General features: G+C 38.6%; 15 protein-coding genes. 12 read left to right on the top strand and 3 right to left on the bottom strand.

Annotation, left to right across the window (positions count from 1 at the left end; translation table 11 throughout):
• The first annotated feature begins 34 nt into the window (after positions 1-34).
• Genes AC3WJG_RS06935 through AC3WJG_RS06920 form a run of 4 tightly spaced genes read left to right on the top strand, consistent with a single transcriptional unit; the run spans position 35 to position 2,267 of the window.
• Positions 35-607 carry a nicotinate-nucleotide adenylyltransferase gene (locus AC3WJG_RS06935; RefSeq protein WP_028410609.1) on the top strand — a complete coding sequence of 191 codons (573 nt, stop codon included), beginning with the start codon at positions 35-37 and terminating at the stop codon, positions 605-607.
• The gene (gene yqeK / locus AC3WJG_RS06930) at positions 594-1,166 is read left to right on the top strand and encodes a bis(5'-nucleosyl)-tetraphosphatase (symmetrical) YqeK (protein WP_028410610.1); all 573 of its coding nucleotides are present in this window, start codon (positions 594-596) and stop codon (positions 1,164-1,166) included. Before AC3WJG_RS06935 ends, yqeK begins: the two co-directional genes overlap by 14 nt.
• Positions 1,159-1,512, top strand: coding sequence for a ribosome silencing factor (rsfS, locus tag AC3WJG_RS06925; protein ID WP_013085071.1), 354 nt, complete (start codon positions 1,159-1,161; stop codon positions 1,510-1,512). The genes yqeK and rsfS overlap by 8 nt, the downstream gene beginning before the upstream one ends.
• On the top strand, positions 1,509-2,267 hold the full coding sequence (locus AC3WJG_RS06920; RefSeq protein WP_102812658.1) for a class I SAM-dependent DNA methyltransferase: 759 nt from the start codon (positions 1,509-1,511) through the stop codon (positions 2,265-2,267). The genes rsfS and AC3WJG_RS06920 overlap by 4 nt, the downstream gene beginning before the upstream one ends.
• Positions 2,268-2,307: 40 nt before the next feature.
• On the opposite strand, the gene comER is transcribed toward AC3WJG_RS06920, so the two are convergent.
• Complete coding sequence (comER, locus tag AC3WJG_RS06915) at positions 2,308-3,138, bottom strand: late competence protein ComER (RefSeq protein WP_025750559.1); 831 nt, start codon at positions 3,136-3,138, stop codon at positions 2,308-2,310.
• A 96-nt stretch (positions 3,139-3,234) separates the two neighbouring features.
• Here comER and AC3WJG_RS06910 point away from each other — a divergent pair, with 96 nt between their 5' ends.
• The 3 genes from AC3WJG_RS06910 to AC3WJG_RS06900 all read left to right on the top strand — a co-directional run bounded on the left by AC3WJG_RS06910 (position 3,235) and on the right by AC3WJG_RS06900 (position 6,890).
• Positions 3,235-3,867 carry a helix-hairpin-helix domain-containing protein gene (locus AC3WJG_RS06910; RefSeq protein WP_028410612.1) on the top strand — a complete coding sequence of 211 codons (633 nt, stop codon included), beginning with the start codon at positions 3,235-3,237 and terminating at the stop codon, positions 3,865-3,867.
• Positions 3,868-3,963: 96 nt separating this feature from the next.
• Positions 3,964-4,530 (top strand): ComE operon protein 2, encoded by a 567-nt coding sequence (locus AC3WJG_RS06905; RefSeq protein WP_014458174.1) that lies wholly within the window; start codon positions 3,964-3,966, stop codon positions 4,528-4,530.
• Positions 4,531-4,598: 68 nt separating this feature from the next.
• A complete protein-coding gene (locus AC3WJG_RS06900; RefSeq protein ID WP_492588069.1) occupies positions 4,599-6,890 on the top strand; it encodes a DNA internalization-related competence protein ComEC/Rec2 in 2,292 nt (763 codons plus the stop codon).
• Positions 6,891-6,947: 57 nt separating this feature from the next.
• Here AC3WJG_RS06900 and AC3WJG_RS06895 read toward each other — a convergent pair whose 3' ends face one another.
• Complete coding sequence (locus AC3WJG_RS06895) at positions 6,948-7,082, bottom strand: YqzM family protein (RefSeq protein ID WP_013059251.1); 135 nt, start codon at positions 7,080-7,082, stop codon at positions 6,948-6,950.
• A 326-nt stretch (positions 7,083-7,408) separates the two neighbouring features.
• Here AC3WJG_RS06895 and holA point away from each other — a divergent pair, with 326 nt between their 5' ends.
• Positions 7,409-8,425 carry a DNA polymerase III subunit delta gene (gene holA, locus AC3WJG_RS06890; protein WP_102812657.1) on the top strand — a complete coding sequence of 339 codons (1,017 nt, stop codon included), beginning with the start codon at positions 7,409-7,411 and terminating at the stop codon, positions 8,423-8,425.
• 34 nt (positions 8,426-8,459) lie between these two features.
• Here holA and rpsT read toward each other — a convergent pair whose 3' ends face one another.
• A complete protein-coding gene (gene rpsT / locus AC3WJG_RS06885; RefSeq protein ID WP_013059249.1) occupies positions 8,460-8,726 on the bottom strand; it encodes a 30S ribosomal protein S20 in 267 nt (88 codons plus the stop codon).
• A 256-nt stretch (positions 8,727-8,982) separates the two neighbouring features.
• Between rpsT and gpr the strand changes: the two genes are divergently transcribed.
• The 4 genes from gpr (at position 8,983) to hemW (ending at position 13,782) form a co-directional block, all read left to right on the top strand.
• Positions 8,983-10,095, top strand: a complete 1,113-nt coding sequence (gpr, locus tag AC3WJG_RS06880) for a GPR endopeptidase (RefSeq protein WP_013059248.1) — start codon at positions 8,983-8,985, stop codon at positions 10,093-10,095.
• A gap of 84 nt (positions 10,096-10,179) precedes the next feature.
• Positions 10,180-10,515, top strand: coding sequence for a DUF3679 domain-containing protein (locus AC3WJG_RS06875; protein WP_014458177.1), 336 nt, complete (start codon positions 10,180-10,182; stop codon positions 10,513-10,515).
• A 128-nt stretch (positions 10,516-10,643) separates the two neighbouring features.
• Complete coding sequence (gene lepA, locus AC3WJG_RS06870) at positions 10,644-12,467, top strand: translation elongation factor 4 (RefSeq protein WP_013059246.1); 1,824 nt, start codon at positions 10,644-10,646, stop codon at positions 12,465-12,467.
• 175 nt (positions 12,468-12,642) lie between these two features.
• Positions 12,643-13,782 carry a radical SAM family heme chaperone HemW gene (gene hemW / locus AC3WJG_RS06865; RefSeq protein WP_028410616.1) on the top strand — a complete coding sequence of 380 codons (1,140 nt, stop codon included), beginning with the start codon at positions 12,643-12,645 and terminating at the stop codon, positions 13,780-13,782.
• The last annotated feature ends 37 nt before the right edge of the window (positions 13,783-13,819 follow it).

Here is a 13,819-nt window from a genome sequence, read left to right as displayed (position 1 = left end):
TAAAAATGAAGTAAATTAAAGGAGTCGGGGATTGTTGAAGAGTATTGGAATTTTAGGTGGAACATTCAATCCGCCTCATTTGGGGCATTTAATGATGGCAAATGAGGTTTTGCATGCCTTGAAATTAGATGAGATATGGTTCATGCCGTCGTATATTCCACCTCATAAAACAATCAAAGAGCCTATTGAGCCATATCATCGTTTACAAATGCTAAAGCTAGCTATTGAAGAACATGATCAATTTATCCTGCAGCCGATTGAATTTGAGCGCAAAGAGCCTTCATATACATATGATACGATGAGAATACTAACGGAGAAATATCCAACGTATCAGTTTCATTTCATCATTGGTGCTGATATGGTAGAATATTTGCCGAAGTGGTATGAAATTGATGAATTAGTCAATTTGGTTACATTTGTAGGTGTAAAACGCCCGGGGTATACCATTACGTCCCCTTACCCGATAAAAGAAGTAGAAGTTCCGCAGTTTGATGTCTCCTCTTCCTTTATTCGCGAACGAGTAGTAAAGAAAGAAACCATTCGTTATTTTATACCTGCTGGTGTTAAACAATATATCGAGGAGAATCAATTATATGAATCGAACTGAGGCATTAGCAATCGTAAAGAAACAGTTAACAGAACGTCGTTATATTCATACTGTCGGGGTAATGGAAACAGCAATTGAATTAGCTAAGCGTTTTGAAGCAGACGAAAAAAAAGCAGAACTGGCTGCTATTTTTCATGACTATGCCAAGTTTCGTCCAAAGGAAGAGATGAAGCAAATTATTATTGATCAAAACATGAACCCTTCTTTATTGGAATACAATACCGAATTATGGCATGCTCCAGTAGGCGCGTTTTTAGTGAGAAATGAAGTAGGGATTACGGATAAGGAAGTATTGGATGCAATTGCTTACCATACATCCGGAAGACCTGGCATGACGTTACTTGAAAAAATTGTGTACGTTGCTGATTACATTGAACCCGGAAGGAGATTTCCAGGTGTTGATGAAGTGCGGGAGTTAGCTAAAACGGACTTAAATGCAGCACTTATTCAATCACTGAAAAACACCATTTCTTTTTTAATGACTAAACATCAGGCCGTTTATCCCGATACGATGATGACATATAATGATTTAATCTTAGGAGGTCAAACACATGACTGAACGTGAATTGCTATCTCTTGTTGTAGAAGCAGCAGACGATAAAAAAGCAATCGATATCGTAGCGTTAAATATGGAAGGAATCTCACTTGTGGCAGATTATTTTGTTATTTGTCACGGTAACTCAGATAAACAAGTGCAGGCAATCGCTCGTGAAATTAAAGAAAAAGCACACGAACAAGGCATTTCTGTGAAGCGTTTAGAAGGATTTGAGCAGGCTAAGTGGGTTCTTGTTGATCTTGGAGATGTTGTGGTTCACATTTTCCATAAAGATGAGCGCGGATATTATAACTTAGAACGCTTATGGGGAGATGCACCATTTGTAAGTTCAGAAGAGCTACAGCTATGAGCAGGTACGGAGAATTTGCCTACGTATATGATCAGCTAATGGCAGACGTTCCGTATGACGATTGGGCTGAATTTTTTAATCAGCAGGTGGCAAAAGCGAAAACAAAGCCTGACAGTATATTAGACCTTGCCTGCGGCACGGGGGAACTCTCCGTTCGATTTGCACAAGAAGGTTTCTCCGTAGTAGGCGTTGATTTGTCTGATGATATGCTTATGGTAGCCCAGGAAAAGGCGGCAGAAGCAGGGGTAACGCTATCTCTTTTTCAGCAAAACATGGCGGAACTTGAGTTATTGAAAGAGTTCGACTGTGTAGTAATCTTTTGTGATTCTTTGAACTATTTGCAAAGTGATAAAGAAGTTCAAGAAACCATTCAACGTGTATATAAGCACTTAAAACCAGGTGGGCTCTTTGTATTTGATGTTCATTCAGTGCACAAGATGAAGGACGTATTTGGAAATCAATCTTTTTCTTACGTTGATGAAGACGTGTCATATATTTGGAACTGCACCTATGACGATACAGACATGCGCGTAGAGCATGATATTACGTTTTTTGCTTATGATGAAGAAATGGATGCATATCATCGCTTTGATGAGGTGCATGCTCAGCGCACTTGGTCGATTGACCGTTATCAATCTTGGCTGGGCGAAGCTGGTTTTATAAATATAGAAGTAAGTGCAGATTTCAAAATGAGTGAGCCTACTTCAAACAGTGAGCGCATCTTTTTCTCTGCGCAAAAAAAAGAAGCCGAGTAGAGGCTTCTTTTTTTGTTTCAAAGCAGGATTTCTACAGAAATTATGGAATAAGACTATCAAACTGATTGTGAACAAGCTCAATGTCTTCGTCAAATTTTTCATGTGTTTTTTGAAATACGTGCACAAACATCTCTCCGAGTTCAGCTTCTAAAACTTTAATACCTTCTCCGGTTACACCGCCTTTTACGCATACTTTATCCTGCAAGGTAGGAAGCGTAAATATTTCTTTTTCCAACAGTTTTCCCATTCCAATAATCATATCACTGGCCATGACGGTAGCTTCTTCTTCAGAAATATTTGTTTCTTGAACTGCTGCATCAATAAAGCGTTGAAGCAAAAAGCTGAAGAATGCAGGACCGCAGCTTACGATATCGGATGATACGCGCGTAATCGTTTGATCAATAGCCACAGGCTTTGACATAGATGAAAATAATTCATGTAAATAATTTTGGTAAAAAGGCGTACATCTTTCTCCAAACGTGAAAAGAGAAACACCTGCTAATGCCCGATTCGTAATGCTAGGGATAATTCTAGCTGCTTGACTCGGAATGAGGCGTTCGATTTGTTCTACGCTAATTGGACTGGTAATGGATACAATGCAATGATCTTTCGTCAGCAGTGGTTCTAATTTTATTAAAAGGGGGTGAATATCCAATGGCTTAACACAAATAAAAATGACTTTGGATGCGTGAACAACTTCTTCAGCTGTATCAGCAACATGAATTTTTTTATGCTGCTGTTGAATCTCTTTGGCTCTTTTTTTTGTGCGATTCATAATAGTAATTTTAGAAGGACGTACGGCTTTTGATTCAATAAACGCATCAATTAATATTTTCCCCATGTTTCCTGTTCCGATAAACCCTATGTTCACTGATTCATTCCCTCCTTCAAAAGCCTTTTCTTCTAAACACTATGAAGACATAATGGAATTTATGACGTTACTTCAAAATTCAAAGGAGTGTACAATTTGACTTTTTCAAAAAAACACTGGCTAATCGGGTGTATTTGCTTAGCAGTTGGCTTGGCTTTTTATATCTATCGCACAGGTGGAGAGAAACCGGAAAGTTCTCTTCAAACCTCAGATATGATAAGGGCAGAATCTTCTGCTGCAAAAAAAGGAGAGTCGTCTGATCAAGTAATTTCGAGCCAAGATTCTCCGTTTGTTATGGTGGATATTAAAGGAGCTGTTCAGAAGCCTGGTGTATACCAGCTTCCGAAAGATGCAAGGGTAAAAGATGCTCTAGCACAAGCCGGAGGCGCTACGAAAGAAGCGGACTTAAGACAGCTCAATTTAGCTAGCAAGCTACAAGATGAAATGGCAGTTTACATTCCAGCTGCTGGAGAAGAAATCCCCCCTTCATCTCCTGTTTCTTCAATCTCTTCCTCAGGAACTTCAAACGATCAGCCCCTTGTTAATATCAATACAGCGAACACTGATGAACTGCAAACGTTAAATGGCATTGGACCTTCAAAAGCGAGTGCCATCATTTCATATCGAGAGGAAAATGGCTTATTTCAAACAGTAGAGGATTTGGGGCAAGTATCAGGTATTGGCGAGAAGTCGCTAGAAAAAATCAAAGCTCAAATTACGGTACAGTAGAGACTTATTGACGAAAAAGGAAAAGAAACGCTACACTATGAAAGAGACAAGTATAATGATAATTATTCAGTTTTAAATAAAAAGGTAGGGAATGAGATGAACCGGATTTCATGGGATCAATATTTTATGGCACAAAGCCATTTGCTAGCTTTAAGAAGCACTTGTGAACGTCTGGCTGTTGGGGCTACAGTGGTGCGTGATAAACGTATTATAGCTGGAGGATACAACGGCTCGATCAGCGGAGGCGTGCATTGTGCTGACGAAGGTTGTTATGTGATTGATGGACACTGTGTAAGAACTGTCCATGCAGAAGTGAATGCACTCTTGCAGTGTGCTAAGTTTGGTGTGAAAACAGAAGATGCGGAAGTATACGTCACGCATTTTCCGTGTTTAAACTGCTGTAAAGCCCTTATTCAAGCGGGAATTAAAACAGTATATTACGCTAATGATTACAAAAATCACCCGTATGCTGTTGAGTTATTTCAACAGGCGGGAGTGAAAACAGCAAAAGTTGAACTTGATGAAGCAGTCATTGACTTAAAAAGTAAAGAGAAGCTTCAATTTGTGACGGATGTTCTCGCTCGTTTAGAAAAAAGCGGAGCGGACGAAGCAGAAGTGATGAATTTACAGCGTGAAGCTCTCGCTTTATTTACGGCAAATTAAAGGTGAAAGAGGTTTTTTACTATGTAACAGTAAGAAGCCTCTTTCTTTTAAGAAGAAAGGAGCTAAAAGTGAAAGGATATTATATTTACTGTGCTTTTAGCATGATGATAGCTTTATATGTATATGATAATTATTCTGCTGTAAGCCTGTTTTTGCTAATCGTGCTTTTCATTTTTCAATGGCTACAATGTCCGAGGAAAGTGGTTATTGCTTCTGCACTGTTGAGTGTCTTGTGCGTCTACCTATTAGCTGAGACAAATAAGCATAACAAAACGGTTCTTTTAGCTGAATCTTCTTCTTTTACAGGCGAAATTTCATCTGTGCCGCATAGTGACGGCGACAAGCTTACTTTTAAGTTTACGGTTCAAAATGAAGAGGTCATGGCTTTTTATAAACTAAAAACGTTGGAAGAGAAACAGCAGCTCGAAAAGCTAACGATTCATCAAGTTTGTCAACTAGCGGGGCAATTAACTTCTCCTTCACCCGCCCGCAACCTTCATGCATTTGATTATCAGCAATATTTGTACCATCAGTCTATTCATTGGCAGCTTAACGTTAAGAGACTTGATTTGGTAAAATGCCAGCTCCCCACTCTAACTCCACTTACGTACCTTACCTTTATTCGTCAAAAAGGAATTAATTATATTCAACAAAATATGTCGGATCCAGGCGCTGGGTTTATGCAGGCACTAATTTACGGCGAGCGCACCGGCATCGAAGAAGAGAGTATCAAGCGCTATCAGCAATTTGGTTTAATACACTTGCTTGCCATATCAGGTCTTCATGTTGGACTGCTGACAGCAATGTGTTTTTATTTGCTCATTCGGATTGGAATAACGCGCGAGCGAGCCATTACGCTTTTACTTTTGCTTCTTCCTGTATACATGGTTTTGGCTGGTGGCAGCGCTTCAGTTGTCCGAGCTGTTTTTATGAGTATGCTGATGCTTATATCGATAAAAATACAAAGAAAAATTCTTTTAGTTGATAGCATCAGCCTTGCTTTTATGGCCATGCTGCTTTTTAAGCCGTACTATTTATTTGATGTAGGATTTCAGCTTTCTTTTGCCGTTAGTTTTGCATTGATTTTATCGAGTCAGACGATTTTACCCCGTTTTCATTCTTCTTTCAGCCAGCTCATGGCTGTTTCAGCGATTGCACAAATCAGTTCACTTCCTTTACTGCTGTACTATTTTTATGGAGTATCTCTCCTCAGTTTGCCATTAAATATGGTGTTTGTACCTCTGTTTTCTCTTGTTATATTACCTCTTTGTTTGCTCATTCTTTTTGTTCATATCCCCTTGCCGGGAGTGAGTGAACTGCTGGAGCAAATTCTTCATGTTCTTTTACTTGTTTGTGAAAAATTGCTTGGCTTTTTTGAGTGGATTCCCGCTGATTTTGTAACAGGAAAGCCCCACATTGTGCTGTTTTTGGGCATGTACGTATGCATTTATGCTTTATTTGTGGCGGTCGAAGAAGGGCAATTTTTCGTTCGCTATATGTTTCTTCTCCTGGCATTGTTAGCCGCCCAATGTATGTATCCTTATTTGAATCCAAAAGGAACGGTCACAATGGTCGATGTAGGACAAGGAGACTGCTTTATCATTGAGCTTCCTTATCGAAAAGGTGTGTATATGATCGATACCGGAGGAACGGTTTCATTTCCAAAAGAACCATGGCAAAAACGCCGTTCTTCTTTTGACGTGGGAGAAGACGTACTTGTTCCGTTTTTGCATTCAAAAGGAATAACAAGGGTCGATAAAATGATTATCACACATGGTGATTATGATCACGCAGGGGCGGCACAGCATTTATTTTCACAAGTGGCTGTAGGAGAGCTGGTGCTTGGAGAAAAAGCTGAATTAAATGAGGTAGAGACTGGTTTGGTAATCGCTGCTCAAAAACAAAGCGTACCTGTTCACATTGTTCAGCAAGGAGATGGCTGGCAAGATGGAGGTGTGTTATTTCAGATTATTTCTCCAACAAGTTTCGAAGAAACGAGCAATAACGGCTCGATTGTAATAGACGCTAAGTTAGGAAATTTAAGATGGCTATTCACCGGAGATTTAGAAAAGGAAGGAGAACAAAGAATATTGAAAGACTTTCCAAATCTTAAAGTAGATGTATTAAAAGTTGGGCACCATGGCAGTAAAACCTCAACTTCAGAAGAGTTTGTTCAACATTTAAATCCTAAAGTAGCGCTTGTTTCAGCGGGACAAAAAAATCGTTATGGTCATCCTCATCAAGAAATATTAGAGCTTCTGAAAAGCTGCGGGGTGTATATTTATCGAACGGATGAAGATGGTGGAGTAATGTATGAATTTACAAAAAAGTCAGGAACGTTTTCAAAGCAACTTCCATAGTCTATAGTAAGAAAAACGAACTAAAAAAGACTGCTAAGAAGCAGCCTTGAAGCAATTTTACGAACCCAAGTAGTGAATCACAGTTGCAATAACAAATAAGGCAGTGAAAAAGCCAAATGAAACACCAAATCCTACGGCAGAATCGACAGCGTCGTTGCGTTTACTTTGGACACTTTCTTCAAATTGGTTCATTAACACCCCTCCTGTTTACAGTATAGTCTAACTTTTTTAAAAAATCTAGACAATTTAAAAGCGTTTTCACAAACTGACAACAGTTAACAACTATACTTTACGAGCATGAGGAGAAAATAGAGATAAGGGTTTAATCATTAACAAATAAGTAACCTAGGGCTTATATTGTTAATGTTTATCATAAACTGAGGAATTGTCGTTTTAAGGCAATTCCTTTTGTATTGTTGCCAAAAACTCATAACACCTTTACGATAGAAATTGTATTTTGTTTATCAGTAACTATACATAATCAATATAGATGAATAAAAAAGAGGAGCGTATATACGTTGGCAGTTGATAGCTTAAAAAGTATTACCAAAAATAATATAGCCCCCGTTTACTTAATACACGGGGTCAATGCATTTATGAGTAAAAAGATTAGAGATAAAATCGTCGACTATACGTTGAATGAAGAAGATAAAGAATTTAACTTGTCACTATACGATTTAGAAGAAACATCGATTGATCAAGTTCTAGAAGATGCTGAAACGCTTCCTTTTTTAGGAGACAAGCGTGTAGTCGTTGCGAAAAATGCAGCATTTTTAACGGCTGAAAAATCGAAAGATAAAGTAGAGCATGATCTAGCAAAACTTCAGCAATATGTGGAGCAGCCCCCGTCTTTTTCAACGTTAATTCTGCTAGCTCCTTATGAAAAGCTGGATGAAAGAAAAAAAATAACAAAATTATTAAAAAAACAAGCAGCTTACATCGAAGCGAACGAATTTGGTGAAAAAGAAATGAAGCAGTGGATTCGTAATTTACTTTCAAAAGATGGAGTGAATATGGATGAAGATGCTGTGACTCTCCTTATTCAGCTTGTGGGTCTTAATGTAACGCTTGTGACAAATGAAATTGAAAAAATGGTGTTATACGTTGGACAAGGCGGAGTTATTACAAAAGAAGTTGTGCTTAAGCTTGTGGCAAAAACGCTTGAACAAAATGTATTTACGCTTATTGACGCTGTTATTCAGCGAAAGGTTTCTACTGCTTTAAATATGTATCAGGATTTACTGCGTAATAACGAAGAGCCTATTAAAATTTTATCTTTGTTAGCGACGCAGTTTCGCTTGATTTATCATACGAAGCAGCTGTCTAGTCAAGGGTACGGTCAGCAGCAAATTGCTCAAACGATTAAGGTACATCCGTTTCGTGTGAAAATTGCTTTGCAGCAGAGCAGAAGTTTTGAGGAACAGCAGCTTAAAGAAATTTTAAAGGATTTAGCAGAGGCAGATTATGAAATGAAGACGGGGAAAATGGATAAAGCGCTTATTTTACAGCTGTTTTTATTAAAAAGAGCGCAATAAAAAAACGATCCTAATGGGATCGTTTTTGTCTCAATTATGCAGATAAACCGTTAAGTTTTACTGCTAAGCGAGATTTTTGACGAGCTGCAGCATTTTTGTGGATAATACCAGATTGTGCAGCTTTGTCTAATTTTTTAGAAGCAACAGCAAATGCTGCTTTTGCGTTATCTACATCGTTGTTTTCAACTAAAGCTTCAAAGTTTTTGATTGCAGTACGCATAGCTGATTTAGCTTGAATGTTATGAGCACGGCGAGCTTCAGTAGTTTTTACACGTTTGATAGCTGATTTAATGTTTGGCATCCGTTTCACCTCCCGAAATGATAACAATCGAGATTATATAGAACTCGACATTCTTCACAATAAGAACAAAAGATATTTTATCAAACACAAGGACAGAATGCAATAGCCTTGACAAGGAATTTTATATGACAGACCTCTCTTCAAAAGCTTGTAGCTGATATTGCGCCTTTCTTTCCACTTTTCATTTCTTAAATGCATGAATCTGCCAGTCCTCGGTGACAATAATTCCAACAAAGATTGTCTAGGAGGTTAAGAAGTGGAAAAAGAACTTGATTTAAGTCAATATAGCGTGCGCACGGATTTAGCTGTCGAAGCAAAAGACATAGCGTTAGAAAACCAGCCTAAACCGAATAACCAGTCAGAAATCAAAGGCGTAATTGTAAAAGAAAAAGAAGAACAAGGTGTCAAAATTTCAATGGTAGAAATTACGGAAGAAGGCGCAGAAGCAATCGGTAAGAAAAAAGGCCGATATGTAACCCTTGAATCGGTAGGTATTCGCGAGCAGGATACTGAAAAGCAAGAGGCCATGGAAGAAGTATTTGCTAAAGAGCTGAATTTTTTTATTAAAAGCCTCAACATTCCAGATGATGCTAGCTGTCTTGTAGTGGGTCTTGGAAACTTAAGTGTTACACCAGATGCGCTTGGACCAAAGGCAGTAGATAATTTGTTGATTACAAGACATTTGTTTGAGCTACAGCCTGAAAGCGTGCAAGATGGCTTTAGACCCGTTAGCGCCATTGTTCCGGGAGTAATGGGAATGACGGGTATTGAGACAAGTGATATTATCTTTGGCGTTGTAAAGAAAGTGAATCCAGATTTTATCATTGCAATCGATGCGCTGGCCGCTCGTTCGATTGAACGGGTAAATGCTACCATTCAAATTTCAGATTCAGGTATTCACCCGGGGTCTGGGGTTGGAAACAAGCGCAAAGAAATCAGTTATGAAACACTTGGCATTCCAGTTATTGCAATAGGTATTCCAACGGTAGTGGATGCTGTTTCCATTACAAGCGATACAATTGACTTTATCTTAAAACATTTCGGCCGAGAAATGAAAGAGCAGGGAAAGCCGTCTAAGTCGCTGCTTCCGTCCGGTATGACGTTTGGAGAAAAAAAGAAGCTCACGGAGGATGACTTACCCAATGAAGAGCAGCGTCAAACGTATCTCGGGATGATTGGCACCCTTCCTGATGAAGAAAAAAGACGTCTTATTCATGAAGTGCTTGCACCTTTAGGTCATAATTTGATGGTTACGCCAAAAGAAGTGGATATGTTTATTGAAGATATGGCTAATGTAGTTGCAGGAGGACTTAACGCTGCTTTGCATCATGAAGTGGATCAAGAGAACTTTGGAGCATATACTCATTAATACGCTTTTAGATGAATGAGTTCTTCACAATATAGTCATAATGGTTAGTACTACAGAAGATAAAGAAGTAAGGGGCCTAATAATATGATTAAATTCACTTTAAAATCAGTAGTGCTAACCATTTTTTTACTGTGCGTCGTATTTTTAGGGATGCAGACGGCTCAGCAAGGATTGATTAAAATGAAGGGATATAATGATCCTTCGATTGAACATGTTATTAATGTGTCTAAAACGTCAGATGGTCAGGTGGAAGCTGCAGTTTTAGGTTCAAAAAAAGTCGTGAATATTGATGAAAAACAGCAGTTTCTAGAAAAACGAAAGGCTTTTAACTTTTTCTCCTCGCTAGGTCAAAGTCTAGCGGAAGGCGTGAAAAGTACAATAGGAAAAGCTTTTAAGGCTATCCATCATCTTCTTAATTAAAAGCAGAATTTCTTTCTGCTTTTTTGTATGGAAAAATCCCCAATGGAATGCTTATTGAATGTTGACGAATGTGTTGTTATAATTTAGTTTAGTGTATTTTGCCGATTTTCAGTAGGAGTGAAAAAAATATGGATAGAGAAGCAAGATTGAAACGACAATCGAAAATTAGAAACTTTTCGATTATTGCTCATATAGACCACGGTAAGTCAACATTAGCAGACCGTATTTTAGAAAAAACAAATGCGTTAACACAGCGAGAAATGAAAGCTCAGCTTTTAGATTCGATGGATTTAGAACGTGAACGTGGAATTACCATAAAATTAAATGCTGTGCAGCTTCAATACAAAGCAAAAGATGGAGAAGAGTATACTTTTCATCTAATTGATACACCGGGACACGTCGATTTTACATATGAAGTGTCGCGAAGTTTAGCCGCGTGTGAAGGTGCTATTCTAGTAGTAGATGCAGCTCAAGGTATTGAAGCTCAAACATTAGCAAACGTGTATTTAGCACTTGATAACAACCTTGAAATTTTACCTGTCATTAATAAGATTGACCTGCCGAGTGCAGAGCCAGAGCGAGTGCGCCAAGAAGTTGAAGACGTAATTGGATTAGATGCGTCGGAAGCTGTATTAGCTTCAGCTAAAGCAGGAATTGGTATCGAAGAAATTTTAGAACAAATTGTTGAAAAAGTTCCTGCTCCTGAAGGGGATCCAGATGCACCGCTTCAAGCGCTGATCTTTGATTCATTTTATGATGCATACCGAGGTGTAGTTGCATCTATTCGTATTGTACAGGGACGAGTAAAAGTAGGCGACAAAATTAAAATGATGGCAACAGGAAAAGAGTTTGAGGTAACGGAGCTAGGTGTGTTAACGCCAAAAGCCGTTGCTAAAGATGAACTTTCTGTTGGCGACGTAGGTTTTTTAACAGCAGCTATTAAAAACGTTGGAGATACGCGAGTAGGGGACACGATTACTCTTGCTAAAAATGGAGCAAGTGAACCTCTTCCTGGTTATCGTCGTCTGAATCCAATGGTATACTGCGGACTGTATCCAATTGATACAGCGAAGTATAACGATCTTCGTGAAGCACTAGAAAAGTTAGAGCTAAATGACTCTGCACTTCAGTTTGAACCAGAGACGTCTCAGGCCTTAGGGTTTGGTTTCCGATGTGGATTCTTAGGGTTGCTTCACATGGAAATTATCCAAGAGCGTATTGAGCGCGAATTTAAAATTGATTTAATTACAACAGCTCCAAGCGTTATTTATGACGTGTATTTAACAGACGAGACTCACCTGTCTGTAGATAATCCGTCTAATATGCCGGACCCACAAAAGATTGAACGCGTGGAAGAACCGTATGTAAAGGCAACGATGATGGTACCAAACGATTATGTTGGTGCTGTGATGGAGCTTTGTCAGAAGAAGCGGGGCAACTTTATTGATATGCAGTACTTGGATGCTAATCGCGTGAGTATTGTATACGAAATTCCGCTAGCTGAAATTGTATATGATTTCTTTGATCAATTAAAATCAAATACAAAAGGCTACGCGTCGTTTGATTACGAGCTTATCGGATATCAGCCTTCGAAACTTGTGAAGATGGATATTCTCTTAAACGGCGAAACGGTCGATGCACTGTCCTTTATCGTGCACAGAGATTCGGCTTACGATCGTGGTAAAGTCATTGTAGAAAAGCTTAAAGAGCTTATTCCACGTCAACAGTTCGAAGTGCCGATTCAAGCGGCAATCGGTCAAAAAATTGTGGCGCGTTCAACAATTAAAGCCATTCGTAAAAACGTTTTAGCAAAATGTTACGGAGGAGATATCTCTCGTAAACGTAAACTTCTTGAAAAACAAAAAGAAGGTAAAAAACGTATGAAGCAGGTCGGTTCTGTTGAAGTACCGCAGGAAGCATTTATGGCTGTGCTTCGCATGGACGAAGATTAATAGCTGAAATTCTATTATTTAACATGTCAAATTAGTTTTGAAAATCAAGCTAATCTGATACGATAGTAAAGAGTTTTGAGCGCTGTAAATAAGTGTGAACGAACATAGATAAAAATACCGCAGAGAGACTCTGCGGTATTTTTATCATTTATAAATGTGATTGAGGTGAAAGTCCATGGTGAAGGCAGCATATCTGCATATCCCGTTTTGTCATCATATTTGTCACTATTGTGACTTTAATAAAGTGTTTTTTAAAAATCAGCCCGTTATGCCGTATTTGGAAAGCATGCGAGAAGAAATGAAACAAACAGTCGAACGTTATCCAACGACCAATTTAAACACGATATTCGTTGGGGGTGGAACGCCCACAGCGTTAGATGAACAGCAGCTAGAGTATTTTTTAGAATCCATTCGTATGTATCTTCCTTATGACGAAAAAGGTGAGTTTACATTTGAAGCGAATCCGAATGAATTGACGAAAGAAAAACTTCAGCTTCTTCATGATTATGGCGTGAATCGTTTAAGCATTGGTGTACAAACGTTTAATGAAAGATTATTGGAGAAAATTGGACGTGTGCATTCAAATAGACAGGTATTTGATTGTGTTGAGCAAGCGAGAAAGATTGGAATGTCGAATATAAGCTTAGACTTAATTTATAGCCTGCCGGAACAAACGGTAGCTGATTTCTCTTCTACGCTTCAAACCGCTTTTTCATTAGAGGTAGAGCACATGTCTGCCTATTCGTTGATTATTGAGCCTAAAACGGTATTTTATAATTTAATGAACAAAGGGAAACTGCCTCTGCCTGCTCAAGAAGAAGAAGCAGCTATGTATGAGCTGCTTATGAAAGAAATGGACAAACAAGGTTTTCATCAATATGAAATCAGTAATTTCGCAAAGCCAGGCTACGAGAGTATTCATAATCTAACCTATTGGAACAACGACGATTATTACGGAATTGGCGCAGGCGCACATAGCTATATAAACGGAATAAGACGAGCAAATATTGGACCATTAAAAAAGTACATTGATTCGGTCGAGCAAAAAGGAAATGCATATCTCAATGAAGTGAGCGTGACCGAGGCTGAAAAAATGGAAGAAGAAATGTTTTTGGGCCTTCGTAAAACGAAAGGAGTCTCAAAAGAGGAGTTTAAGAAAAAATTCAATCGAGAATTAAAAGATGTATTTGGAGAACCTATTCAAGAATACAAAGAGAAAGGACTTTTGGGTGAAGACAATAGCTCAGTCTTTTTAACACACAACGGTCGATTTTTGGGGAATGAAGTTTTTCAAGCCTTTATTGGGATAATCTAATATCAAATCGTTGACATCGCTATAGTGATTTGGTAAT

The sequence above is a fragment of the Priestia sp. FW507-14D1A genome (assembly GCF_058781295.1).
Note: the sequence above shows the minus strand (reverse complement) of the source record. Positions and strands in the feature narration are given on the sequence as shown.